We start from the raw sequence: 24,394 nt of genomic DNA, 5'->3' as shown, positions 1-24,394 counted from the left end.
ATGGGCGAGATCCTGGTGCTCTACTACAGCCGAGGCGGTTCGGTGGCACGGCTGGCGCGGCAGATAGCGCGGGGCATCGGCGAGGTCGCCGGCATGAGCGCGCGGCTGCGCACGGTACCGGCCGTGGCACCGGTGACCGAGACCGCGCGCCCGCCGGTGCCCGAAGAGGGCGCCCCTTATGTGAGCATCGCCGACCTCGTCGAATGCGACGGCCTGCTGCTCGGCAGCCCTACCCGCTTCGGCAACATGGCCGCCCCAGTGAAGTACTTTCTGGATACGCTGGGCGCGGAGTGGGTCAACGGGACGTTGGCCGGCAAGCCGGCCGGTGTGTTCACGTCAACGGCATCGATGCACGGGGGGCAGGAATCCACGCTGCTGTCGATGCAGTTGCCGCTGCTGCACCACGGTTGCCTGATCGTCGGCATTCCCTTCACCGAGGCGGCACTCAGCCACACCACGTCCGGTGGCACGCCTTACGGCGCCAGCCATGTGGCCGGCAGCAATGATGATCCGCAGCCCAGCGAGGATGAAGCGATCCTGGCCAGGGCACTCGGGCGCCGTGTCGCCGATATCGCGCGGCGGCTGGCATGATGGGCGCCTCGATGGCCCGCATCGTCCTGCTGCTGGCGCTGATGGGCTTGGCCGCCCTGTATGCCAGCTGGTTCATCAACGACCGCCATTGGCTGGCGGCGCAATTGGTGTTCACCGCCCCGCCGCTGGCATTGGCCATCGCCCTGCGCCTGGGGTGGCGCAAGGCCGGCTTCTGGTCGTCCGTACTCGCCCTGGGCTGGTTCAGCCATGGGGTGATGAGTGCCTGGAGCCACCCCGAAACCCGGGTGCTGGCGCTGGTCGCGATCCTGCTTTCACTGCTGGTCATCTTCGCCGCCAGCCTGCCCGGGCTGCGTGCCCGGTTCAGTCGGCGTCGTCCCTGACGCGCCCCGTCGCGCCCGGTATCATCCTGTTTCCTGTTCCCGCACTGCCGTTCCAGGCGCCGAAGACCTACCCATGATGGAAGACCTCCTGATCGTCACCACCGGTGGCACGATCGACAAGATCTATTTCGATGACAAGTCGGATTACCAGATCGGCGATCCGCAGATCGGCATGATCCTGCGCGAGCTGGGCGTGACGTTCCGCTTCAATGTCATCCCGATCCTGCGCAAGGACTCGCTGCACATCAGTGACGACGACCGCGAGCTGATCCGCGCGACCATCGCCGCGCAGCCTACCCGGCACGTGCTGGTCACCCACGGCACCGATTCCATGGTGGCCACCGGCAAGGTGCTGGCCACCATTGCGGACAAGACCATCGTGATGACCGGTGCACTGAGCCCGGCCCGCTTCCGCGGGTCGGACGCAGAGTTCAACATCGGTTGCGCGATCGGCGCGGTGCAGTCCATGCCCCATGGCGTCTACATCGCGATGAACGGCCGCATCTGGGATCCGCAGAGCGTGCGCAAGAACGTGGCGGAAAACCGCTTCGAAGCGGCCTGAGATTTTCCTGGAGAGGCACGGCGGTGACGGATCGCGTCCGTCACCCCCTCATCAACCGCTACAGCCCACCGCAACGCTTCAGCGGCTAGCGGGTAGCGGCTTCCAGCGCGCTGTCTACTGCACCCTTCGCGTTGGCGATACCGGCACCGCAGCCTTGACTGCAGGCTCCCGGCAGCGGCCGTGCCGTCGTCTTGAGAATGCCAACGACCTGGTCAGGGGTAAGCTTGCCATCAGCCGCCGATTGCATCAGCGCCACCACACCGGCAACGTGCGGAGCTGCCATCGAGGTGCCGTTGTAGACCGCGTAGCCCGGCCCCTCCGGTGTCGTGGTGCCGGTATTGAGCGTGGAGAGGATGCCCTCCCCGGGCGCCGCCAAGGTGATCCCCGCGCCATAGTTGGAGAAACTGGCGCGGGCACCGCGCGAGGTCGTGGCCGCTACCGCTACCACGCCGCGGCAGCTGGCCGGAGTGAACCGTGATACGTCCGCATTGCTGTTTCCTGCCGCTACAACGACGGTTGCCCCGTTCCGGATCGCGGCGTCCACGGCAGCCTGCCAAGCACGATCGCAGGCCCCCTGCCCGCCCAGCGACAGGTTCAACACCTTGGCGGGGTTTGCATTGCGCGGAACGCCATTGACGGTGCCCCCTGCGGCCCAGACCATGCCATCGGCGATGTCCGACGTGTACCCGCCGCCCTTGCCGAGGACGCGGACGTGCACCAGCTTGGCGTCGAACGCCGTTCCGGCGACGCCTTGCCCGTTGTTGGTGGCCGCGGCCACGGTGCCGGCGACGTGGGTTCCATGCCAGCTGGACGGCGAGCCCCACTGACTGTCGCCGACGTCATCCGGGTTGTCGTCGCGGCCATTGCCGTCGCCTGCCATGCTCGGACTGCTGATGAAGTCGTATCCGGGGAGCGTATTGGCGTCCAGCTCCGGATGCCGGGTGCGTCCGGTATCGATGATCGCCACCACCTGCCCGGCGCCGGTCGCCTTGTCCCAGGCCTGGCGGACGTTGAGTGATGCGTTGCTGTTGGAGAAACCCCACTGCTCGTTCAGACGCGTGTCGTTGGGATCCAGCGCGGGCTGCAGGATGCGGTCCACCTGCACATGGTCCACGTCAGGATCACGGGCCAGCGCCGCCATCCATGCGCCGGCCTCGGCACGATCCAGTGCCCGCTCGGCACGCACCACCATGGGCCCGGCGGCCATCTGCCGCAGCACCCGCATGTCCCCGGTTCCCACGTGCAGGCGCGATCCGGCACGGTCCAGTGCCGCCCGCATCGTGCTTTCACTGTGCTGCAGTGAGCGTCCTCCGCGCAGGTGGACGATGAACTGCTGTTGAGGCTCCGGCTGCTCCAGGCCGCTTGTATCCACATCGCCAGCAACGGCCGATGCGCTGCACGCAGCCGCCAGCAGGCTGGAGATGACAAGGGACAGCACCGTTTTCTTGGAAGGTAGTTTCATGGTCATGTTCCGTCGTTGTTGGGTGGGGTCTCCATGCTCTGCCCGCACGCCTGCAGCGGATATCAGGCTTCTGCGTGTCGGCCCACCGGGGCATGGCGCCATGCCCCCTCCGATGTCGTGCCACCCACAAAAAACGCCCCGGACAGGCCGGGGCGTCAACGACGTTTTTTCCAGACAGGAACGGATCAGTACTGCGCGCGCACCGTCAGCCCGGAGAAGGTGCTGTAGGCCTTGATCCGCACATGCCAAGTCCCGGCTGCGGGGCTGTTGATGGTGCAGGTTTCATTGTTGCCGCTCAGGTACGGCCGGCAGGTGTACACGGTGTCGGTCGGCGCACTGCCTTGGCGGACGTACAGATCCGCATCGCCGCTGCCGCCACTGATCGCCACCCGCAACTGCGTGGCACCGCTGGGCACGGTCACGGTGTAGTTCAGTGCCGCGCCCGATGCGGCCGACAGACTGCTCACCGCCACGTTGTTCTGCAGCACGGTGCCGGTGCCCGGATTCGGATTGCCGCCACCGCCACCCAGTGCAGCGGTGACCGCCGCATCGGCGTTGATGATGCCTGCACCGCAGCCGCCGGAGCAGGCGCCGGGCAACGCACGCGCGGTGTTTTTGATGATGGTTTCCACCTGCGCCGGCGACAGCGGCGTCGGGGCGACGGACTGCATCAGCGCGACCACGCCGGCCACGTGCGGGGCCGCCATCGACGTGCCGTTATACGACGCGTAGGTGGGGCTGGCCGGCACGGTGGTGCCAGTATTGAGCGTGGACAGGATGCCTTGGCCCGGCGCGGAAATATCGATGCCGGCACCAAAGTTGGAGAAGCTGGCCTTCGCGCCGGTGCTGGTGGTCGCGGCCACCGCGATCACGTTGGCGCAGTTCGCCGGCACCGCCGAAGAGACGTTGACGGCGTCGTTGCCTGCAGCAACCACCACCGTGGTGCCCCGACCGACCGCGCCGTTGATCGCGTTCTGGTAGGTGGTAGAGCAGCTGCCGCCCCCGCCGAGTGACATGTTGATCACTTCTGCCGGGTTGGCGTTGGCCGGCACACCGCTGACGGTACCGCCCGAGGCCCAGACAATGGCATCGGCGATATCGGAGGTGTAGCCGCCGCACTTGCCCAGCACACGCACCGGAACCACCTTCGCATTGAAGGCCGTGCCTGCCACCCCGGTGCTGTTGTTGGTCACCGCCGCAACGGTGCCGGCCACGTGGGTGCCATGCCAGCTTGAATTGGAGGCCGGGTAGCCCGCGCCGCACTCATTGGCCGCGTACCAGTCACCCTCGTCGTTGGCGTTGCTGTCGCGGCCGCCGCCGTCGCGCGCCATCGCCGCATCGCTGATGAAGTCATAGCCGGGCAGGATATTGGCATTGAGGTCCGGATGGTTGGTGATGCCGGTATCGATCACCGCCACGACCACCCCGGTGCCGGTGGCCTTGTCCCAGGCTGGGCGCACGTTGATGGAGGCATTGGAGGTGCCGAAGCCCCACTGCTCGCCGAGCCGCGCATCGTTGGGCACCAGCGTCGGGCGCATGATCTGGTCGACTTCCACGTATTCCACGTTGGGGTCGGCGGCAAGCTTGCGCATCAGCAGCTCAGCCTGCGCGGCATCCAGTGCCTGGTCGGCACGCACGACGGTTGGGCCGATGGCCAATCGACGCACTTCCTGCAGCCCCAGCGCCCGGCCCTGGCTGACATTCAGGCCAGTGGCCGCCGTCTTGAGCGAGGTGGCCAGCGCGGTGCGCGTAGCCAGCGGCGCGCTGCCCTCGCGATATTTCACGATGAACTGCTTATGGCTGGGGGCGGAGGCCAGCCCGCTGAGATGGACATCGCCGGCGAAGGCCGGGGTGACGAGGAGCAGGGAGCCAAGCACGGACACTCCCATCACGACCAATGCACGCTGACGCAAACGCGGTTGCGAAACCTGGGACATCGGATTTCCTTTTCTGTTCTGGCATGGATGCCGGATTCGGCGATGGCCGGTCAGGTCCGCAGGCTGTACCACAATGGCGGGAACCGATGACCGGAGCGGGCAGCCCCCCGTGCACTGCCCACGTCTCGAAGCTAGTCGTTTCGAGCCATTCACGACAATGTTTCAGCCCCACTTCAGGGACATGAAATGTCTGAAATGAGACTTTTGGTGTGTAAAATTTGTAAAGGTGAAGGAAATTTCACCTGTAGTTAACAATCGCGGACTGTCCTTGGCCTGCCCCGCCGTGACCTTGCGGACAACAAAAAGCCCGTTGCGTGAACGGGCTTTCGGATGCAGGCCGCCGAGCGTGGCTCGGCGCTACCGTGGCGGCGCGCGGTACCGGTCGCGCCGAGCCATGCTCGGCGAACGGGTCCCGTCAGTCCATCAGGCCAGCTTGACCAACCAGCCATGGCGGTCCGGCAAGCGACCGTACTGGATGTCGGTCAGCTCTTTGCGAAGTGACAGCGTCACTTCACCGGCCGGTGCGGTGATGTCGCCCACTTCAAAGCCTTCACCCTTCAACTGGCCGATCGGCGTCACCACCGCAGCGGTACCGCAGGCGAACACCTCGGTGATCTCACCAGAGGCCACGCCCTGCTTCCACTCGTCGATGCTGACCTTGCGCTCCACGACCTTCATGCCACGGTCGCGCGCCAGCTGCAGGATGCTTTCGCGGGTAATGCCTTCCAGGATGCTGCCCGACAGCTGCGGGGTCACCAGGGTGCCGTCCTTGTAGACCAGGAAGACGTTCATGCCGCCCAGCTCTTCCAGGTACTTGCCTTCGGTCGGGTCCAGGAACAGCACCTGCGAACAACCCTGTGCCTGCGCCTTCTGCTGCGGCAGCAGCGAAGCGGCGTAGTTGCCGCCGCACTTGGCGGCGCCGGTGCCGCCCTTGGCCGCACGCGCGTACTCGGTGGACAACCAGATGGCTACCGGTGCCACACCCTTGGCGAAGTACGGGCCGGCCGGGCTGGCAATCACGTAGTAGCCGGCCTTGTGTGCACCGCGCACGCCGAGGAAGGCCTCGTCGCCGATCATGAACGGACGGAAGTACAGGCTGGATTCGTCGGCCGACGGCACCCAGTCCTTGTCCAGCGCCACCAGCTGTTTCAATGATTCAACGAAGATGTCGACCGGCAGCTCCGGCAGCGCCAGGCGCTGCGCCGAGCGCTGCAGGCGGCGACCATTGGCGTCGGGGCGGAAGGTCCACACCGAGCCGTCGGCATGGCGGTACGCCTTGATGCCCTCGAAGATCTCCTGACCGTAATGCAGCACGGCGGCAGCCGGATCCAGCAGCAGCGGGCCATACGGACGCACATTGGCGTTGTGCCAGCCGGTGTCCTTGTCCCAGCGCACTTCCACCATGTGGTCGGTGAAGTGCAGGCCGAAACCCGGCTTTTCCAGAATGGCGGCGCGCTCATCGGCGCTGCGCGGGTGGGCCGAGCGGGTGACGTCGAAGCTGAGGTTGGACTGGGACACCGGATGTTTCCTGTTCTGGTTGCGGTTGTTGCCGGGATTCCACCACGCGGGCGGGGTACGGTCGGGTCAGAGCATGCCGGTTTCCAGACGCGCCGACTCGGACATCATGTGGCGGCCCCATGGCGGGTCGAACACCAGCTCCACGTCGGCCTGCGCCACGGTCGGAATGATTTCCAGCTTGCTGCGCACGTCATCGACCAGGATGTCGCCCATGCCGCAGCCGGGTGCGGTCAGGGTCATCTTGACGTCCACCTCGCGGCGGCCGTCGTCCAGGTGCTTCAGGTCCACTTCGTAGACCAGACCCAGATCCACGATGTTGAACGGGATCTCCGGATCGAAGCAGGTGCGCAGCTGCTGCCACACCAGCTGTTCGACCTGTTCATCGCTGGCGTCGTCAGGCAGCTCCAGCGGAGCGGGGGCTTCCTTGCCGATGGCATCGCCATCCTTGCCGGCGATGCGGAAAAGATTGCCTTCGACGAACACCGTATAGCTGCCACCCAGGGCCTGGGTGATGTAGCCATAGCTGCCGGCGGGCAGGGTCACCGTTTCGCCCTGCGGGACCATGACGGCCTCGCAGTCGCGTTCGAAGTGGACTGGTTCACTGCTGCGGGAGTACATGAGGCTCGATGTGGGGGCTGCGGACGTGCCGCGCAAGCCGACATTTTAGCCCAGCGGCCCGGCGCCCGCCCGTGCACTGCGGCAAACCCAGTATCCTGTTGGCTACCAACGGGAAATCCGCATGCACTCTGCTGCTGTACGCACCAGGACCGTAACCTGGCTCTGGCCCCTGATGTATCTGCTCGGGGCCGGCACCGCCCTGCTGGCCTGGGTGTTCCTGGCCCTGTTGACCGGCCGCCAGATGGGCTGGATGGCCGTGCTGGTCGCCTTGGACCTGGTGTTCATGTTGCAGCTCGGCACGCTGCGCGGCGGCGCGTTGCGCGCCGTCCTGGTGACCGTCGGCACGTTGCTGGTGACTGCATTGGCGTGGTGGTGCATCGCCAGCGCCTGGCTGGGTGGCTCGATGGGCCTGGCACCGGTAGCGTCCGCCCTGCGGATGGGACCTCACCTGGCCTGGACCCTGATCACCCTGGCCAACGAGGTGATGGACTGGGCGTGGCTGCCGGTCGCGATGCTGCTCGGCGCCTGGCTGGGCGCGCGCGGCCGCCGCTGACGCGGGGGCGGTTTTCCCCGGCTACCGGACACGTTCCGCCGAGCACGGCTCGGCGCTACCGGACTTGCTGACCGCCGGGCGGTTCCGGGCCCTTAGTGCCCGCCATCCAGCGCCTTCAATTCGCTGACCAGGCTGCTCGCCGCCGCTGCGCCATCGCCGTACAGCATCCGCGTGTTGTCCGCATAGAACAGCGCATTCTCGATCCCCGCAAACCCCGTCCCACGGCCGCGTTTGATCACCACCACGTTGCGCGCGTTCACCACGTCCAGGATCGGCATGCCGTAGATCGGGCTTGCCGGATCGGTGCGCGCCACCGGGTTCACCACGTCGTTGGCGCCGATCACTAGCACCACATCGGTGTTGGGGAACTCGGGATTGATGTCATCCATGTCCGCGATCAGGTCGTACGGCACACCGGCTTCGGCCAGCAGCACGTTCATGTGGCCGGGCATGCGGCCAGCGACCGGATGAATGGCGAATTTCACTTTCACGCCGCGTGCGATCAGCCGCTGCGCCAGTTCCCAGATCTTGTGCTGGGCCTGCGCCACCGCCATGCCATACCCCGGCACCACCACCACCCGTTCGGCATAGGCCATCATCGCCGCCACGTCCGATGCATCGATCGGCTTCTGCGCGCCGGTGATTTCCTGCGCCTCACCCCCGGCGTTGCCGCCGAAGTTGGAGAACAGCACGTTGCTGATCGGCCGGTTCATGGCCTTGGCCATCAACCGCGTCAGCAGGATGCCGGCCGCGCCGACCATCATGCCCGCAATGATCAGGGCTTCGTTGCCCAGCACATACCCTTCAAAGGACACCGCCAGGCCGGTGAACGCGTTGTACAGCGAGATCACCACCGGCATGTCCGCGCCGCCGATCGGCAGCGTCATCAGAACGCCCAGTGCGAGCGCCAGCACGAAGAAGGCCACGATCGCCCAGCTGCTCAGCGTGGTCGCTGCCACGATGCCCAGGATCACCACGGCCAGCGCCACGATCAGGTTCAGCGCCTGCTGCCCCGGCCAGGTGACCCGCTTGTCCAGGCGACCGTCCAGCTTCGCCCAGGCAATCACTGAACCGGACAGCGACACCGCGCCGATCGCCGCACCGGTCACCGCCAAGGCGATGACCATTGCCGACGGCTGGCGCGCGGCCAGATCGGCCAGCGCCTGCGCGCTCCAGTGCGTGGTATCGCGGTTGGCCAGCGCTGACCAGCGCAGCAGCTCCACCGCGCCGATGGCCGCGGCCGAGCCACCGCCCATGCCGTTGTACAGCGCCACCATCTGCGGCATGTCGGTGATGGCGACCTTGCCAGCCGACCACCACGCCAGCCCGCCCCCCAACGCCAGCGCAACCAGGATCAGCGGGATGTTGTGCAGCTCGGGCAGGAAGAACGTCGCCACCGTGGCCAGCAGCATGCCCACGCCCGCCCAGCGGATGCCGCTGCGCGCGGTCACCGGCGATGCCATGCGCTGCAGGCCGAGCAGGAACAGGGTGGCAGCGACGAGGTAGCTGGCCTTGACCAGCCAGTCGAGCAGCTCAGGGGTACTGATGTTCACGACTGCGACTCCTTGCTGGCGTCGGTGTCGGCCGGCTTGACGCTCGGCTTGAACATTTCCAGCATGCGCGCGGTGACCACATAGCCGCCGGCCGCATTGCCGGCACCCAGCACGACCGCCAGGAAACCGAGGATCTTCTCCAGCGGCGTCTGGGCATGCCCCAGCACCACCATCGCACCGATCAACACGATGCCGTGGATGAAGTTCGACCCGGACATCAACGGCGTATGCAGGATCACCGGCACCCGCGAGATGATGACGTGGCCGGCGATGGCCGCCAGCATGAAGATGTACAGCGCTACGAATCCGTCACTCACCGGCAACGCTCCCGCTCTGTGATGTAGCCCCATCATAACCACGCGCTGAACCGCGTGCGGCCTGCGGTCAACCTTGCCGCTGCCCGCGCGTTGTTCTTGGTACGCCCCATGAAGGACCCGTACCCTGTGCTGGTGAGTCCGCTTGCTGCCACCGCTGCTGCGCCACCTGCTTCGCTGGACGCTTTCCTGGCCAGTGTGGGGCCGCGTGCGTTCCGCTTCGCCGAGGCCGGCCTGCGCCAGCGCGAAGATGCCCTGGACGCGGTGCAGGACAGCCTCATGCGCATGCTGGACTACCGCGACAGGCCGGCCGCCGAATGGCCACCGCTGTTCTGGAGCATCCTGCGTCGCCGCGTGATCGACATGCAGCGCCGGCGCCGCTTCCGCCTGCCGTTCTGGCGCGACAACGTGGATAGCCAAGGCGAGCCGGTGGATTGGGCCGACGAAGGGCCCGGCCCCGCCGAAGTGCATGCGCAGCGCGCGCAGTACGAAGCGCTGGTGCAGGCGCTGCGCCTGTTGCCGGCCCGCCAGCGTGAAGCCTTTACGCTGCGCGTGCTGCAGGATCTGGACGGCGCTACCACCGCGCGCGCCATGGGCTGCAGCGAAGGCGCCGTAAAAACCCACTTGGCGCGCGCCCGCGACGCGCTGAGAATCCTGATGGAGAACCCGACGTGAGCCGCACCCTGCCCCCCGACAACCAGTTGCACGCGCTGCACCAGCATGCCGTGCAAGCGCTGTCGCCTGCCACGTTGGCCCGCCTTCGCAGCGCACGGCACGCCACGGCCCCGTCGCGGCGCAGCCCCGCGTGGTGGATGGCCACCGCATTCGCGGGGGTCGCCGCGCTGGGTATCGGCCTCAGCCTGCAGATGCGTGAGGCGCCTTCCTCTACGGTTGCGCCGATGGTGGCGGCGCTGGAAAGCGATGGCGGCGCACTGGATGAAAACCCCGACCTCTACCTGTGGCTGGGCAACACCGACCTGGCGATGGAGTGAACCGATGAAGATGCCCTCCCCTTCTTTCCTGCTCGCCGCCCTGCTGATGATGACGGCCAGCGCGACGGTATCGGCGCAGACTGCGCCACCTGCATGGGAACAGCTGAGCCCTGCCCAGCGCGATGCGCTGGTGGCGCCGCTACGTGATCGCTGGAACAGCGCTCCGCCCGACCAGCGCCAACGCATGCTCAACCACGGCCAACGCTGGCAGGCGATGACGCCCGACCAGCGCGATCAGGCCCGCAAAGGCATGCGTCGCTTCGACGGCATGAGTCCGCAGCAACGCGAGCAGGCCCGCGCCCTGTTCGGCAAGATGCGCGGCATGACGCCCGAGCAGCGCGCCGAACTGCGCACCCGTTGGGGCAGCATGACCCAGGACCAGCGCCAGCAATGGGTGCGGGACAACCCGCCGCCCCCGCGCAACCGCGACTGACCTGACGTGTCCTGGGCCAGGCTTGGCCAGGCTTGGCCTGGCTTGGCTCGCAGGGCTCTGATCTGCTCGGCTCGGCCCTGCTCGGCTCTGCTCTGCTCTGCTCTGCTCTGCTCCGCTCGGCTCTGCTCTGCTCTGCTCTGCTCCGCTCTGCTCTGCTCCGCTCTGCTCCGCTCTGCTCCGCTCTGCTCTGCTCTGCTCCGCTCTGCTCTGCTCTGCTCGGCTCGGCTCTGCTCGGCTCGGCTCGGCTCGGCTCGGCTCGGCTCGGCTCTGCTCGGCTCGGCTCGGCTCTGCTCGGCTCGGCTCGGCTCGGCTCTGCTCGCCTCTGCTCGGCTCTGCTCTGCTCGGCTCTGCTCTGCTCGGCTCTGCTCTGCTCGGCTCGGCTCTGCTCGCCTCTGCTCGGTAGAGCCGACTTCAGTCGGCTGCTCTCCCGGGCACCGCGCCGTCAGCCAGCCGCCACCCAGCGCGTCTTTGCCAGCAGCTCATCGTCCCAATCGAACCGGACCTCACCCTCCTGCACGAACAGGCTGACAAAGTTCAGCACATTCCGCGCGTACATCTCACTGGCATGCGTGGCGCCGAGGCTGGCCAGGTTCAGCGGCCCATCCACCATCACCCCTCCGTGCTCGATGCACTCACCCGGCACCGTCAGCGCGCAGTTGCCACCGCTCTCCGCTGCCAGGTCCACGATCACACTGCCAGGGGCCATCCCTTCCACCATCGCCTGGCTCAGGATCACCGGCGCCGTCCGTCCCGGCACCGCCGCCGTGCAGATCACCACATCCACGCCACGCAGATGGTCGGCCAAGCGCTGCTGCTGCAGCGCGCGTTCTTCATCGGTCAGCGCACGCGCGTAACCGCCCTCGCCCGCCGCACTGACCCCGAGATCCAGAAAACGTGCACCCAGCGACTGGATCTGCTCACGCGTTTCCGGCCGCACGTCGAAGCCTTCAACCTGCGCCCCCAGCCGACGCGCGGTGGCAATCGCCTGCAGGCCCGCCACGCCCGCCCCCACCACCAGCACCTTCGCCGGGCGCACCGTGCCGGCGGCCGTGGTCAGCATCGGGAAGAAGCGCGGCGCACGCTGTGCCGCGATCAGCGCCGCCTTGTAGCCGGCCATGCCCGCCTGCGAACTCAACACATCCATCGATTGCGCGCGCGAGGTGCGTGGCAACTGCTGCAGCGGGAAGAGGTGCAGACCGGGCTGTGCCACCAGATCCGCCAGACCTGCATCGCGCGCCGGATTCAACAGACCGACCACGCTGGCTCCGGACTTCAGGCGCTGCAGCCTGGTCGCGTCCGGCGCCTGCACGCACAGCAGCACATCGATTTCCGCCCACCGGCTGTCGTCCACGCTGAGCGCGCCCGCATCCAGATACGCCTGATCGGTGAATCCCGCCGCCACCCCCGCACCCGGTTCGAACCAGACGGTTGCGCCCCGGGCCACGAGTTTCTTGGTTGTCTCCGGCGTGAGCGCGACCCGCCGCTCGCCTGCTGCGGTTTCCTTGACGCCCAGCAACGCTACGGACATGCGATTCCCCGCCGAAGAATGAATCCCGATGGTAGCGCGCGCATCGGGGTGGGGGTAGCGCCGAGCCACGCCCGGCGAGCGAAGCGGCAGACGCTCCAGCGGCTTCCACCGCTCTTCTATCCCCCGCCACCCCGTGCCTCTGCCTCAGACAACACTTGGATCGTTGATGCAGTGCGCTTCAACGCTGATCTCAAACGCCTGCTTCGCCTTGGACAATTGCTCGAGATACGCCGCGTTCCCCTCGTAGACGATCGAAGAAAGAAACCCCTCGGAGCTGCTTACGAAGGCATTCACGGGCGCAAAACCGCCGTCCACCTGAAGCACCACCGTTGCCACGTGCAGCGCGGCGGCTTTATTGGGGAATGCGATGGATTCATTGAAGACCGGCTTTCCACGCAGTGTTCGTCGGAGCGCGATACCGCCACCCCCTACTGCACGCTGGACATCGTTTATTTCATCAACCTGACGCTGCCACAGCACAGCGGTTTCGGGACTCAGGCACGCTTTCGCCTCTTCGAGAATCAAACGCTCCAGATCGGATAGAGGAGTCAGACGCGAGAAGAGAGAGCTGAGCATCGACTTCATCGCGCGCCCGCCTTTCTTCTGCAAGTACGAACCGACTTGAGGCATTCCTGTGCCTTCCGCATTCCCTGCTCCTGTAAGTTGCACATCTACACCATCCTCCTTGAATCAGCACAAGTCCAAGGCTTTCGCCCAGCATCTCCGCTGCCACGCCGCCCCACTTATTCGACGCATGAATTCTTGAGGGCTGACGCGACAGTGGGATGCACAGGATGGCTGAGCATCAACTCCCGAATGAGCCTGCACTCCACGACGAAGCGCCTGATGTCAGGAACGGACAATAGTCCACCACCTTTACCGACACCACCCAGATAGATCCACACCCTGCTCCCTTCACGAGTCTCAACACCAGCAACCCGACGTCCATTGGAGGTGCGGTACAGAACCGTGCCAACCATCCCCCGCCCATTGACCTCCGCAGACTGGATATCTGCGTAGATGGATTTATCATCGACCCCCGCGTGGCTATACATGAAAAGGAGGCCTACGGCGAAGGCGAAGGCAGCCAAAGCCAAGCTCAAAATCGCCAGCTTCATATCTCGACCCCAGTACACGCCGTCTTGAAGGATTTTATTCAACCTCCCGACGTAGTCAGCCACGCGGCTTCGGCGGCAACGCGGTTTTCAAAACCAATATTGCAACCTCAAACAAAATGTACGCCGACCCCAGAATTGCCAGATAGATCCATCCACTCGCCACACCAGGCCCGCAATACGGCTGAGTAAGGCAGATGAAAATTCTAGAAATGGTAACCACATCTATAGCCAAAGCTGCGATGACGATTATTAACGCAAGGAAGAGGTAAATGCGCCTCCCCTCGTTCACGGCCCCCTTAGTGACGAACCACGATCTCAGCGGGATCGCCCCTGTCGCGAACAACCCTATAAACCCCATAACGTAGACGAGTACGCTCATTTAGTCCTCAACAGCTGCCTAAGCAAATTACCTGGGAAGAATGTTCCCGCCTCCACATAAGGGAACGACGGATTCCCACTCAAAGCGGAAGACGACATAATTGCGCATTCGAATGGGCCGGCAGAAGGAAGGTCCATGGCGTTGGAGATTACATTCTCCTCTTCTGCTTGCGATGTACTTTTGCAAGAAGACTCCACCTTCTGCCCATCATGAAACTTGCTAAACTGCACAATATTTGCAGCATCACCGGTGACGATCCCACCGCTTCCGCCCCCGGTTGCGGCACCATATGCTCCCGCAGGATCGTATAGGGCAGGACCGCCTGAACCATCGCCGCGCGACGTGTAGACCGCTGCGTGATCTCGAATACCGCCATGTCCGACTGTCGTCAGCAGGCATGTCTTCAGTCCAAGGGAGTCAATTGCCCCGAGCGGGCTTCCAGCGACGTAGCCATACGTATTCGTCCCCCCTTCCAACCCGATTGGATCACTCTGCACATACCGCCCCACCCCCGCATCATAATCCCGCTGGTAGTTGTAGTTCAGCCCGCTCTCCGGCGTAGCCTGCTGCCCCGGGAACCGCAGCGCAAACCCAAACGCGACGCCATCCCCATCCGGATCCTCATTCGCAGCATCCGCCCCGAACGCCTCACCCGTCAGCGCCCACTCCCACACAGGCACGTTACGCGTCGCGTCGATGATCACCCGTGGTGTGCCCAGGTGATCCGGCTGCACGTAGCCCAGCGCCGGCACACCCGCGCTGGATTCACTGAACACCGCAATCGGATAGTTCTCCAGCCACACCACCTGCTGCAGTGGCACCCCGCTTGCGCTGTATTCACCCAGCCATTGGCCGGATTCGTCATACAGCGTCGTGGTGGTTTTGCCACCCGCCTGCCGTAGCACGCGCTCGCCCCGATGGTTATAGCGGTAGATTCCCAGCGAAGTGCTCCCCTGCTTGACCTGACCCAGTCGGCCTGCGCTGTTGTAGGCGTAGGTCAGACCATTCATTTGCGTTGTGTTGCCCGCAGCGTCATAGGTCCTCGCCAGACCGCCCACGCCGGTCAGACGATGGCTGGTAGCCGGGTAGTGATACGCCAGCGTTCCTGCATTGCTGCCGGCCTGCGACCGGTTGCCGGTCGCGTCCCAGCCATAGGTATGCGTCGGCATCCCCGCCGCATCCGCCGCCTGCAACAGGCGCCGCATCCCGTCGTAGCTGTAGGTCGCGAGCACGCTTCCGGATGCACCGGCACGCAGCTGGGTAAGCGCACCCACTGCGTCATATCCAAATCCGAGCTTGAGCCCACCCGTCGACGCATCGCTGACGCTGCTCACCCTGTAGTCCTGATCATGCGGACGGTTCAGGCGACGTTCGTTTCCATAGGTCCAGCCGGTGATGGGACCGAACGGCGCATGGCCCACCTGCTTGACCAGAACCTGCCGAGCCAAAGTTCCACGCTTGAGTCCTTCCTGGGTGACGCGGCCCTGCGCATCCCGCATGTAGTCGGCCACCGCCCCACCGGGATAGATCACAGAGGCAAGCCGTCCCGCCTTGTCGTAGGTGTACCGCAGAGTCGTCGCGACGTTGTTGATCGTCTGGATCTTACGGGTCACCTGACCGAAGCGGTCGTGGCAATACTGGGTAGATCCACCGGGGTGAACCACGCGCCCAACCCGACCGATGGCGAAGCGCTCTGTCGCTGCACATGCGGCGGGTGCGACGTCGTACTGCACCGCCACGTCTTGAATGGGATCGGGATAGGCGATGGACGTGACGCGGTTCAACGCATCGTAGCCATAGGTCGCGGTGACGCCACGCGCATCGGTACGCGTCGCCATGTTACCTGCGGCATCTCGGGTCATTGTGATGCTCCCCGTGTCCGGGCTGGAAAGGACCAGCAGGTCACCGAAGCCGTTGTAAACGAAATAGTCTTAAGCAGCCGGTCACACCCCACCAGAACTGTAGAAAAAAAACGCTGCAAACAGCGGGAACTGCGCGATGATTAGAATAATCAGGATGACCTTATTAATGAACCTGGAAAACCAGAAAACCAAGCAGTTAAGAAAAATCATCCCAAGAGGTAGGCCTATCCAAAAGGCGGAGCGACTGGTTAGCATGCCGCTGATGAGGCCCGCTTCAGACCCACGCTTGTAGGCGCCGATTCCGTAGGAAAGTGCCACGTACCAGAGAAAGATGGGCAACGTCAATGCCACTCTGCGCCTGGTGAAAAAATCCTTCATTACGGCACCCCGGCATCATTTATAGTTGACGACGCCCTCATGCCCAAATATTGGAATATGAGCGGCCCTGCCAGCTGATTCATTACAGGCATCGCCCCCACGCCCGAACCAACTACTTGGGCACCAATCACGCCTCGCCTTTCAGTTATTGATATATTCACGGAACCTCCAAAAACATGACCCGGCAAAGTAGCATTGGTAATGGTCATGCTGCATTGATCCACAGTTTGCCGGATTGGATTATCACCCTCCAGTCGCAGATCCCTTGTCCCTGCGAGGGCAGGAGGCGCACCGGGCGCTGAGAATTTCTTCACGGCTTCAAATGCTTGCGCCTTAGTGCACCCTCCCGAGCAGAGCGGAGTCCAAACTTCGTAGTGGTGAGACCCTATTGTGGGCGGAACCGCGCCTGATAGCTTGTAGATGTACTCGAGATCACGTGATCTGAGGCCGAACGGGTCCAACAGGCTGAGCGGATCAGCGCTTGCATAGAGGTATGGGTTGATTCCACCCGCCAACCCAATCGGATCACTCTGCACATACCGCCCCACCCCCGCATCATAATCCCGCTGGTAGTTGTAGTTCAGCCCGCTCTCCGGCGTAGCCTGCTGCCCCGGGAACCGCAGCGCAAACCCAAACGCGACGCCATCCCCATCCGGATCCTCATTCGCAGCATCCGCGCCGAACGCCTCACCCGCCAGATTCCACTCCCACACCGGCACATTACGCGTCGCATCGATGATCACCCGCGGCGTGCCCAGGTGATCCGGCTGCACGTAGCCCAGCGCCGGCACACCCCCGCTGGATTCACTGAACACCGCAATCGGATAGTTCTCCAGCCACACCACCTGTTGCAGTGGCACCCCGCTTGCGCTGTATTCGCCCAGCCACTGGCCTGATTCGTCATACAGCGTCGTGGTGGTCTTACCGGCCGCCTGCCGCAGCACGCGCTCGCCCCGGTGGTTATAGCGGTACATTCCCAGCGACGTGCTCCCCTGCTTGGCCTGCCCCAGTCGGCCCGCACTGTTGTACGCGTAGGTCAGGCCGTTCATCTGCGTCGTATTGCCCGCTGCGTCATACGTCCGCGCCTGCCCACCCACACTGGTCAGACGATGGCTGGAGGCCGGGTAGTGATACGCCAGCGTCCCGGCATCGCTGCCGGCCTGTAACCGGTTGCCGGTCGCGTCCCAGCCGTACGTATGCGTCGGCATCCCCGCCGCATCCGCCGCCTGCAACAGGCGCCCCATCCCGTCGTAGCTGTAGGTCGCGAGCACGCTTCCGGATGCACCGGCACGCAGCTGGGTAAGCGCACCCACTGCGTCATATCCAAATCCGAGCTTGAGCCCACCGGTCGACGCATCGCTGACGCTGCTCACCCTGTAGTCCTGATCATGCGGACGGTTCAGGCGACGTTCGTTTCCATAGGTCCAGCCGGTGATGGGACCGAACGGCGCGTGGCCCACCTGCTTGACCAGAACCTGCCGAGCCAAAGTTCCACGCTTGAGTCCTACCTGGGTGACGCGGCCCTGCGCATCCCGCATGTAGTCGGCCACCGCCCCACCGGGATAGATCACAGAGGCAAGCCGTCCCGCCTTGTCGTAGGTGTACCGCAGAGTCGTCGCGACGTTGTTGATCGTCTGGATCTTACGGGTCACCTGACCGAAGCGGTCGTGGCAATACTGGGTAGATCCACCGGGGTGAACCACGCGCCCAACTCGACCGATGGCGAAGCGCTCTGTCGTTGCGCATGCCGCCGGTGCGACGTCGTACTGCACCGCCACGTCTTGAATGGGGTCGGGATAGGCGATGGACGTAACGCGGTTCAACGCATCGTAGCCATAGGTCGCAGTGACGCCACGCGCATCGGTACGCGTCGCCATGTTACCTGCAGCATCGACGGTCATCGTGGCGCTCCCCGTGTCCGGGCTGGAAAGGACCAGCAGGTCACCGAAGCCGTTGTACTGATAGTTGGTATGCAGTCCCTTCGGATCGGTGACGCGCGTAACGTTGTCCAGCGCGTCGTACTGCATCAGGGTCTCGGCCGCGACACCCGCGCCGTCCTGCAGCGAGCGCGCCAGACGATTCAGCGCATCGAAGCCCTGCGTGCTGGGGCGAAGCAAGGCGTCGGTGACGAGGGTCGGATTGCTGTTGGCGTCATAGCCATAGGTCGTAGCGTAGTTACCCGCGTCCTTGAGCGCGGTCAGCTGGCCCAGCGTGTCGTACACCCGTGCCATCGTGCGGCGAAGCGTACCTGCATCGTCGAGCACCTTCTCCTGCAGGCGATTTCCTGAATTATCCAGAACATAGTGCAGTGTGTTTCCTGACGTGTCGGCGATGTCGGTGAGACGCTGCGCGGCATCGTATTCGTAGGTGATGGCACTGCCGTCCGGCTGGTTCACCTGCTTGACCTGGCCGGTCGGCCAGTACGCGATCGAAGTGACCCGGTCGTCCGACGTGGTTGCGCCACGGACGATCACCTGCGTCGGCCATCCACGCGCATGGTATCGATAGTCGGTGATTACATTGTTCGCGTCCCGCGAGGAAAGTACGCGTCCCGCCGCGTCGTAGGCCAGCACGCCGACCTTGTGCCCGAGACCGTTGGTGGTGCTGCGCAGATCGCCTTTGCGGAATGTGCACGCACCAGCGCTGCTGCAGCCGGCATCATCTGCGGTGTAGTACGCGTAGGTGACGGTGTCGGCCACGACGCTGCGCGGCCCATCCACGCTGCGCAGGAGGCCAATCTCCGGGCAATCGTCTCCCACCGTTTCGCAGTAGGCAAGGGTGGTCACACGCGTCTGCCCGCTGACAAGGTCCTGCACGGTGATCGAGACCGGCTGCATCCTCGCATTGCGCGTAATACGGGTTTCGCGGTTTGCTTCGCGCTGCAGTACGACGCGATTGCTGCCGACCGCCACGTGGGTGGTCGATACGCGCTGCTCGGGCAGGCCCGCCGCTTCGGTCACCGTGTGGCTCTGCACCGCACCCGTAGCGGGATCATTTATGTCTGCATACAGGTGGCTGGTCGCCGTGCCGCGACGGTCCGTGACGCTCTGCACGCGTCTGCGGAAATCCGTGGTTTCCGGCAGGTAAGTTCGGCTGATGCTTCCCTGGGAATCGGTGATGCCATTGACCTTGCGCGGCAGACCGCTGGTGCCTGAGGCCGTCAGCCCAAAGTTCGACTGCCGACCGAGCGCATCGGTCACGACGGTGCCCGTCGCGGTATAGGCCAGTTTGACACCATCCACACCGACGTCGCTCTGCGTGCGGTCGCCCGAATGCCGGCTGCAAGTGACCCGGCCCTTTTCGTCATAGCCGAACCAGCTGAATCGCTGTCCATCCTCCGCCGTTATGCCTGTGAGGTGTTGCGGGAAACGACTGTCCTCGTAATGATAGGTACGCGCACCACTGTCGGGGTAGCTTGCCGAAACCAACTTGTCGTTGCTGTCATAAAGATAGGAGACGACGACGGCGCCACTGATCGAGAGGGACGAGATGACCGTATCGTCCGCGGGCAGCGCGTACTGGAGCGTTACTTGTCGCCCTGTTGAATGCGTAATGGCCAGCAAGCGGCCGCGCGCGTCGTGGGTGTACTGAAGCCAAGTGCCGTCCTCGAACTCGCGCCATTGCAGTCGGCCCGCTGCGTTGAAGACCATGACTTCATCGCGGCGCCGGAGCGTCCAGTCAGCCCCCTGCTGTGAAACACGGCCACCACTGCCATCGTTGGCCTCGTACTCCGTGCCCTGTTTGACGAATGCGATGTGGCTGCCATCCGCCTCGACCAGGCCGACCTTCAGTTCGGTCCCGGCAGGCATCGTGGTCGTATCCACGCCCATTGCGAGCCGGATGTTGTGCGAGTGCGTCCAACCCGGACCGAAGGCACCACCGACCGTACTGCTTTGAGAGTGGTAGTAGCGCTCAAATGTCAGCCAGCTGACGGAAAGGTCGTCCTCAGTTTGGAACTTGTCACCTGTCGTGGGATCGCAGGGATTGCCTACACTGCATTCATTGGTAAGGGGGCTGCTCCAATAACTGAACATCGCGGCATATGCCGGATTGTCCCATGTCGTCTGCATTCCACAGGCTTCAAGCTCCTCACGCCACTGCATGACACTGGGGTTCGGACATTTCACCGAACGCCGTCGTGTGACGGTCAGCGTGTTGCTGGCGGCACTGCACTGACCAGTTTCAGACTTGGTATAGAACCCAAGCGCAAGCGTTCCATCTTCCTGGGTATTGCTGCCATCAGCGCCGGCACCATCGCCTGCCGAAACATCCCATGAAACGGGCGAGGCACTCGCCGCAGGGCACCCGTCCGTGGCAAAGACGCTGATGATTTCAGCGCGCATCGCTTCTTCGCTGTCGAGCGGCGGGCGCTCGCTCCATGAGTGCATCCAGTCGGAGACAACGACAGGAGCCGGCTTCACGCGATAGTCGTAAACCGTCTTGGCGCCAAGGACCGTCTGTTTACGAACCTCCCAAGAGAAAGGCCCGTTGCCTGCATAGGGCGCGAGTATGGCCTCGACGTCCTGCTGCACCCCTCTCTCTGTCGCTCTGACCTGGCCCATGCTCATCTGCGCATGCCACGTCTTGATCACTTCCTGCGCAGCAACCTCGCTGCAAAAGAAGCATGAACCCACGATGGCCACAACACAGGCCGGGGCGAATCGGGCAGCCAGCATCCTTGTCCTCCCTCCATTGAGTAAACCTACAGCGAGCAGCCACCCGCCGTGCATGGCATCAAGCCATACCCAAACCGTGAACGTCCGTGAACCATACCTCAGTCCGAAGAACGAAAAAGGGGACGGAGGGGATTAAGTCGTAATCGGCTTGGCCGATTACGACTTAATCCCCTCCGTCCCCTTTTTTTTCAATGCACGGTGCGGTTGGCTTGGGGATCCAGGCGGTCGATCACGCCTTGCATGGCGCTGTCGAACGCGCCGTTGTCTACGTGCGGGCGCAGGCGGCCGAGGCGCACCATGACGGCCAGTTCTTCCGGGGAGGCGACGCAGAAGCGGACGCCGCGGCGGTTGACGAACAGCAGCCGCTGGGAGATCGGGCTGATCCACGACAGCTTGCCGGCCTGCAGCTTGCCGTCCTTGTCGATGAAGTCCAGCCAGATACCGATCTCCATGCGACGGAAACGATCGGCGTCGGCATTGTCGAAGTTGTCGTCATCCACCGATGCGGTCACTTCCGCAGAGGTGGGGTCGGTGGGCGGCGGCGGCGGCAGCATGCCCTGCGGCAGATCCGGCAGCGCGCGCTCCAGCTCGGGACGCGACTCGGCGATGCTCTGTAGCGTGTCATGCAGCGCATCGATCGCGCGTGCCGCGCCGTCACCGTGCACGCCGACGCTGGTGAACACCCGCCCCAGTGCCGGTTGCCAAGCCTGCAACCACGGCTTGCCGACGATCTTGCGCCGCGCCTCGGCGACTTCATCCAGCAACCCATCGGCCAGCGCCAGGGCTTCGGCCACCGATGCCCCATCGTCGCCCTCGCGCAGCAGCGCCAGGGTCAGATGATGCTGCCACGGCTGGCGCAGGAACTCGGCGATCGCCTGCGGCAGCGTCGCGTCGGCGATGCGCCGATCCAGCTCGGCGCTGGAGCGTGCACGGGCCAGTTCGAGTTTCTCCTGGCCACGCTGCGTCTCCGCCGCACGACGCTCGGCGATCTCGATACGCCGACGGTGTTGGGCCAGGAAGTCGCGGAATTCTTCTTCCAGGGTGAGGAAGATCGCCAGGTTCTCGTTGAACTCGGCGACCAGTCGTTCAATGATCTCTTCGACCTTGCCCATCAACACGCGCTCGGCCTGGCTTTCGCCGGTATTGCCTTCGCAGGCCTCGGCCAGCGAGTTGAGCAGCTTGCGCGCGGGGTGGGTCTTCTGCACGAACATGCGCCGGTCCAGCATCGCGACCTTCACGAACGGCACCACTAGGCGACCGATCAGCTCGCGTGAGCGGCCTTCCAACTCACGTTCGTCCAGCATGACGTCGAACAGCATGCCGACCAGATCGATCGCATCTTCGTCCTGCGGGTCCAACCGGGCCTGGCTGGGGTCCATGCCCAGCTGGGTCGCGTTGGACAGCACTTCGCTCTTCAACCGTTGCGCCAGTGACTCGCCGTCTTCGCCGATGGCTGCGCGCAAGGTGGCGCTGGGCGTGGCCTGCAGCAGCGAGAGCACCGACATCATTTCGCGCTGGCTCAACGGACGCTGCTGCCCCACCGCTACCTGTGCGGCGGACGTAGCGTCCTCGCGTACGTGGCGGGTCTGGCGCAGCAACTCATGCAACGCATCCAGCAGCATGCCTTGTTCGCCGCCCTGCCCCGAGGGTCCACTTTCACCGTCACCCGGCATGCCCTGCAGCGAACCGCGCTGCTGCGCCCAGCGGTCCGTGAACCGTTGCGCCCACGCCGGTGCGGCCTGGCCATCATCCTGCCCTTCATAGGCGTCCGCGCCCGGTGCCTGGCGGTGTTCCACCAAGTCATCCAGCATGCCTTGCGCGGCAGCGGCATGCTGCGGGCGCGGCGGCGGCTGTGGCTGCCGGCGTGGCGTTGCCATGTTCGGCATCACCCCCGCCTTGACCAGATGGTCGTCCACCTTTTCGTAGATCTTGCCCACCGGGCCGTGCAGATCGCGCTCGCACAACTTGATCAGGACCAGGCGGACTTCCGGAGCCAGCTCGCAGTCGGCGAACGCCTCGTGCACCGCAACGCCCAGATGTTCGGGGCTAATCGGATTGGTATCCGCATCCAGCTCCAGACCGCCGCCGATGAAACCCAGCCGCCGATCAAGGCGGCCCAGCACGGATTTGAAATCGCGCAACAGGATGGTCGCGAACTGCCGCGCCGCCAAGCGCGATTCAAGTTCATGCTCACCCACCAGGCTCAGCACTTCGTCGCCTTGCCCGGACAAGGTCACCTCGGCCGACAACGGTGTACCGGCAGCAAAGGCATCCCAGCTGCGTTCCAGATGGGCGATGAAGCCATTGCCGATATCGTCGCGCCGTCGGCGCAGCTCGCGCATGCCATCCAGGAACAACAGCTGCGAGGAGCCGGCCGTTGCGGCACGGTCGAACAGCACGTCGTCGAACCGTGCGAGCACGGTCGTGAATGCAAGCGATAGCGCGGGCAGGGTCGCTTCGCGCACCAGCATGAGCTGGGTCACGTCGCGTCCCGGCGTTCCCATCGGACTGGGCGTCACCATGCGTGAAGGCTCCCCACCTTCGGCGAAACTGGATGCTGCAGCGATGACATGACAGCTGACGCCTCCCCGGCGTCAACTGCTCGATGGTACGTCGTCCGCCCCGCCGCAGACAGTGAATCAGTCCTCACTTCCAAACCCCACGACCGGGCAACTCACAACATACGTATCGTAAGCGGTGCAGGGGCTGCAGCGCGAGCGCCATGGCGCAGGCACGGGGAAAATGGAGCCTGATGGACATCACATTCTGTCACTGGGAAGGGGAGGCCGGCACGGGCCGACTGACGCAGGCCACTATACCCGGCGACCTGTGATGAATGATTAAGCCGCGAGGCACTGGGAGCACAGGTTCCGGGCTCCGTTCACACGGGGGTGGCGCCCCCTACCCTTGCCCGTAGCTGACTGCCTTCCCGGCCCCGCCAGATGACGTCGCTATACTCAGGGTTCCGCTTTACTGACTGGCCCCCGCATGTCCGATTCTGCTGCCCTGACCGCCCTCGATGCACGCCGTTCGGTGCCTTCGCGCCAGCTGGGCGAGCCTGGCCCGGACGCCGCCACGGTGCTGCGCATGCTCGAATCGGCCGTCCGTGTGCCCGACCACGGCAAGCGCGTGCCCTTCCGCTTCCTGCAGATCGACGGCGACGCACGCGCGGCGCTGGGCGAATTCCTTGTAGAACGTGCGCAGCAACGTGACCCGCAGGTGTCGTCCGCGCAGCTGGAGAAGGACCGCCAACGGTTCAACCATGCCCCGCTGGTCATCACCGTCGTCAGCCGTATCCGCCCGGATGCAAAGGTGCCGGCCGAGGAGCAGCTGATGACGGTCGGCTGTGTCTGCTTCGCCCTGCTGCAGGCCGCACAGGCACTGGGCTTCGGCGCCCAGTGGCTGACCGGCTGGATGGCCTTCGACGCAGCCGTGCACGCCCATCTCGGACTGACCGAGGAAGAAGGGATCGCCGGTTTCATCCATATCGGCACCCCGAAAACCGAGATCCCCGAACGCGACCGGCCCGATCCGCAGGCCCTGCTGCAGCAGTGGACGGGCACGGCGTGAGCGCTGTCG

22 protein-coding genes are annotated in these 24,394 nt (G+C 64.6%); 8 read left to right on the top strand and 14 right to left on the bottom strand.

The window, feature by feature from the left end; all coding sequences use genetic code 11:
* From wrbA to IFT65_RS06685, 3 genes are all read left to right on the top strand, one after another.
* Positions 1–591, top strand: a complete 591-nt coding sequence (gene wrbA / locus IFT65_RS06695; RefSeq protein ID WP_188327359.1) for an NAD(P)H:quinone oxidoreductase — start codon at positions 1–3, stop codon at positions 589–591.
* Positions 591–932, top strand: a complete 342-nt coding sequence (locus IFT65_RS06690; RefSeq protein WP_192081048.1) for a DUF2069 domain-containing protein — start codon at positions 591–593, stop codon at positions 930–932. The genes wrbA and IFT65_RS06690 overlap by 1 nt, the downstream gene beginning before the upstream one ends.
* A 76-nt stretch (positions 933–1,008) precedes the next feature.
* Positions 1,009–1,494: an asparaginase domain-containing protein gene (locus tag IFT65_RS06685; protein ID WP_188327360.1), complete on the top strand. Its 486-nt coding sequence runs from the start codon at positions 1,009–1,011 to the stop codon at positions 1,492–1,494.
* Between the two features lie 85 nt (positions 1,495–1,579).
* Here the strand turns inward: IFT65_RS06685 and IFT65_RS06680 are convergent, their stop codons facing one another.
* The 4 genes from IFT65_RS06680 to sufT form a co-directional block, all read right to left on the bottom strand.
* Positions 1,580–2,962, bottom strand: a complete 1,383-nt coding sequence (locus IFT65_RS06680; protein ID WP_192080865.1) for a S8 family peptidase — start codon at positions 2,960–2,962, stop codon at positions 1,580–1,582.
* 179 nt (positions 2,963–3,141) lie between these two features.
* Entirely contained in the window at positions 3,142–4,893 is a 1,752-nt protein-coding gene (locus IFT65_RS06675; RefSeq protein ID WP_192080864.1) for a S8 family peptidase, read from the bottom strand.
* 423 nt (positions 4,894–5,316) lie between these two features.
* Positions 5,317–6,411: a branched-chain amino acid aminotransferase gene (locus IFT65_RS06670; RefSeq protein ID WP_192080863.1), complete on the bottom strand. Its 1,095-nt coding sequence runs from the start codon at positions 6,409–6,411 to the stop codon at positions 5,317–5,319.
* A gap of 66 nt (positions 6,412–6,477) precedes the next feature.
* Positions 6,478–7,029: a putative Fe-S cluster assembly protein SufT gene (gene sufT, locus IFT65_RS06665; protein WP_188324984.1), complete on the bottom strand. Its 552-nt coding sequence runs from the start codon at positions 7,027–7,029 to the stop codon at positions 6,478–6,480.
* Between the two features lie 121 nt (positions 7,030–7,150).
* On the opposite strand from sufT, the gene IFT65_RS06660 reads away from it, so the two are divergent.
* Positions 7,151–7,582 carry a hypothetical protein gene (locus IFT65_RS06660; protein ID WP_192080862.1) on the top strand — a complete coding sequence of 144 codons (432 nt, stop codon included), beginning with the start codon at positions 7,151–7,153 and terminating at the stop codon, positions 7,580–7,582.
* A gap of 92 nt (positions 7,583–7,674) precedes the next feature.
* Here IFT65_RS06660 and IFT65_RS06655 read toward each other — a convergent pair whose 3' ends face one another.
* Entirely contained in the window at positions 7,675–9,135 is a 1,461-nt protein-coding gene (locus IFT65_RS06655; RefSeq protein ID WP_192080861.1) for an NAD(P)(+) transhydrogenase (Re/Si-specific) subunit beta, read from the bottom strand.
* Complete coding sequence (locus IFT65_RS06650; RefSeq protein ID WP_188324987.1) at positions 9,132–9,452, bottom strand: NAD(P) transhydrogenase subunit alpha; 321 nt, start codon at positions 9,450–9,452, stop codon at positions 9,132–9,134. Before IFT65_RS06650 ends, IFT65_RS06655 begins: the two co-directional genes overlap by 4 nt.
* Before the next feature lie 108 nt (positions 9,453–9,560).
* Here IFT65_RS06650 and IFT65_RS06645 point away from each other — a divergent pair, with 108 nt between their 5' ends.
* Genes IFT65_RS06645 through IFT65_RS06635 form a run of 3 tightly spaced genes read left to right on the top strand, consistent with a single transcriptional unit; the run spans position 9,561 to position 10,874 of the window.
* The gene (locus tag IFT65_RS06645; RefSeq protein WP_192080860.1) at positions 9,561–10,124 is read left to right on the top strand and encodes an RNA polymerase sigma factor; all 564 of its coding nucleotides are present in this window, start codon (positions 9,561–9,563) and stop codon (positions 10,122–10,124) included.
* Entirely contained in the window at positions 10,121–10,441 is a 321-nt protein-coding gene (locus IFT65_RS06640) for a hypothetical protein (protein ID WP_192080859.1), read from the top strand. The genes IFT65_RS06645 and IFT65_RS06640 overlap by 4 nt, the downstream gene beginning before the upstream one ends.
* Before the next feature lie 46 nt (positions 10,442–10,487).
* Complete coding sequence (locus tag IFT65_RS06635; RefSeq protein ID WP_249405092.1) at positions 10,488–10,874, top strand: DUF3106 domain-containing protein; 387 nt, start codon at positions 10,488–10,490, stop codon at positions 10,872–10,874.
* A 442-nt stretch (positions 10,875–11,316) separates the two neighbouring features.
* Here IFT65_RS06635 and IFT65_RS06630 read toward each other — a convergent pair whose 3' ends face one another.
* The 8 genes from IFT65_RS06630 to IFT65_RS06595 all read right to left on the bottom strand — a co-directional run bounded on the left by IFT65_RS06630 (position 11,317) and on the right by IFT65_RS06595 (position 23,286).
* Entirely contained in the window at positions 11,317–12,402 is a 1,086-nt protein-coding gene (locus IFT65_RS06630) for an NAD(P) transhydrogenase subunit alpha (RefSeq protein ID WP_192080857.1), read from the bottom strand.
* A 144-nt stretch (positions 12,403–12,546) separates the two neighbouring features.
* Entirely contained in the window at positions 12,547–12,987 is a 441-nt protein-coding gene (locus IFT65_RS06625; RefSeq protein ID WP_192080856.1) for a hypothetical protein, read from the bottom strand.
* Between the two features lie 158 nt (positions 12,988–13,145).
* Complete coding sequence (locus IFT65_RS06620) at positions 13,146–13,583, bottom strand: hypothetical protein (protein ID WP_192080855.1); 438 nt, start codon at positions 13,581–13,583, stop codon at positions 13,146–13,148.
* Positions 13,576–13,899 (bottom strand): hypothetical protein, encoded by a 324-nt coding sequence (locus IFT65_RS06615; protein WP_192080854.1) that lies wholly within the window; start codon positions 13,897–13,899, stop codon positions 13,576–13,578. The genes IFT65_RS06620 and IFT65_RS06615 overlap by 8 nt, the downstream gene beginning before the upstream one ends.
* Complete coding sequence (locus IFT65_RS06610) at positions 13,896–15,761, bottom strand: RHS repeat protein (RefSeq protein ID WP_192080853.1); 1,866 nt, start codon at positions 15,759–15,761, stop codon at positions 13,896–13,898. Before IFT65_RS06610 ends, IFT65_RS06615 begins: the two co-directional genes overlap by 4 nt.
* Before the next feature lie 81 nt (positions 15,762–15,842).
* On the bottom strand, positions 15,843–16,139 hold the full coding sequence (locus IFT65_RS06605) for a hypothetical protein (RefSeq protein WP_192080852.1): 297 nt from the start codon (positions 16,137–16,139) through the stop codon (positions 15,843–15,845).
* The gene (locus tag IFT65_RS06600) at positions 16,139–20,815 is read right to left on the bottom strand and encodes an RHS repeat-associated core domain-containing protein (protein ID WP_192080851.1); all 4,677 of its coding nucleotides are present in this window, start codon (positions 20,813–20,815) and stop codon (positions 16,139–16,141) included. Before IFT65_RS06600 ends, IFT65_RS06605 begins: the two co-directional genes overlap by 1 nt.
* A gap of 188 nt (positions 20,816–21,003) precedes the next feature.
* Positions 21,004–23,286 (bottom strand): DUF1631 domain-containing protein, encoded by a 2,283-nt coding sequence (locus IFT65_RS06595; RefSeq protein ID WP_249405091.1) that lies wholly within the window; start codon positions 23,284–23,286, stop codon positions 21,004–21,006.
* A 517-nt stretch (positions 23,287–23,803) separates the two neighbouring features.
* Here IFT65_RS06595 and IFT65_RS06590 point away from each other — a divergent pair.
* On the top strand, positions 23,804–24,385 hold the full coding sequence (locus tag IFT65_RS06590; RefSeq protein WP_192080850.1) for a nitroreductase: 582 nt from the start codon (positions 23,804–23,806) through the stop codon (positions 24,383–24,385).
* The last annotated feature ends 9 nt before the right edge of the window (positions 24,386–24,394 follow it).

It is taken from the genome of Stenotrophomonas sp. CFBP 13725, from assembly GCF_014841935.1.
Lineage (GTDB): Bacteria > Pseudomonadota > Gammaproteobacteria > Xanthomonadales > Xanthomonadaceae > Stenotrophomonas.
This window is presented reverse-complemented; position numbering and strand designations above follow the sequence as displayed.

Coding starts and splice junctions, on each gene's coding strand:
- wrbA (WP_188327359.1), top strand. CDS start 1: ATGGGCGAGATCCTGGTGCTCTACTACAGCCGAGGCGGTTCGGTGGCA.
- IFT65_RS06690 (WP_192081048.1), top strand. CDS start 591: ATGGGCGCCTCGATGGCCCGCATCGTCCTGCTGCTGGCGCTGATGGGC.
- IFT65_RS06685 (WP_188327360.1), top strand. CDS start 1,009: ATGGAAGACCTCCTGATCGTCACCACCGGTGGCACGATCGACAAGATC.
- IFT65_RS06680 (WP_192080865.1), bottom strand. CDS start 2,962: ATGACCATGAAACTACCTTCCAAGAAAACGGTGCTGTCCCTTGTCATC.
- IFT65_RS06675 (WP_192080864.1), bottom strand. CDS start 4,893: ATGTCCCAGGTTTCGCAACCGCGTTTGCGTCAGCGTGCATTGGTCGTG.
- sufT (WP_188324984.1), bottom strand. CDS start 7,029: ATGTACTCCCGCAGCAGTGAACCAGTCCACTTCGAACGCGACTGCGAG.
- IFT65_RS06660 (WP_192080862.1), top strand. CDS start 7,151: ATGCACTCTGCTGCTGTACGCACCAGGACCGTAACCTGGCTCTGGCCC.
- IFT65_RS06645 (WP_192080860.1), top strand. CDS start 9,561: ATGAAGGACCCGTACCCTGTGCTGGTGAGTCCGCTTGCTGCCACCGCT.
- IFT65_RS06635 (WP_249405092.1), top strand. CDS start 10,488: ATGATGACGGCCAGCGCGACGGTATCGGCGCAGACTGCGCCACCTGCA.
- IFT65_RS06630 (WP_192080857.1), bottom strand. CDS start 12,402: ATGTCCGTAGCGTTGCTGGGCGTCAAGGAAACCGCAGCAGGCGAGCGG.
- IFT65_RS06625 (WP_192080856.1), bottom strand. CDS start 12,987: ATGAAGTCGATGCTCAGCTCTCTCTTCTCGCGTCTGACTCCTCTATCC.
- IFT65_RS06615 (WP_192080854.1), bottom strand. CDS start 13,899: ATGAGCGTACTCGTCTACGTTATGGGGTTTATAGGGTTGTTCGCGACA.
- IFT65_RS06610 (WP_192080853.1), bottom strand. CDS start 15,761: ATGACCCGAGATGCCGCAGGTAACATGGCGACGCGTACCGATGCGCGT.
- IFT65_RS06605 (WP_192080852.1), bottom strand. CDS start 16,139: ATGAAGGATTTTTTCACCAGGCGCAGAGTGGCATTGACGTTGCCCATC.
- IFT65_RS06600 (WP_192080851.1), bottom strand. CDS start 20,815: ATGCTGGCTGCCCGATTCGCCCCGGCCTGTGTTGTGGCCATCGTGGGT.
- IFT65_RS06595 (WP_249405091.1), bottom strand. CDS start 23,286: ATGCTGGTGCGCGAAGCGACCCTGCCCGCGCTATCGCTTGCATTCACG.
- IFT65_RS06590 (WP_192080850.1), top strand. CDS start 23,804: ATGTCCGATTCTGCTGCCCTGACCGCCCTCGATGCACGCCGTTCGGTG.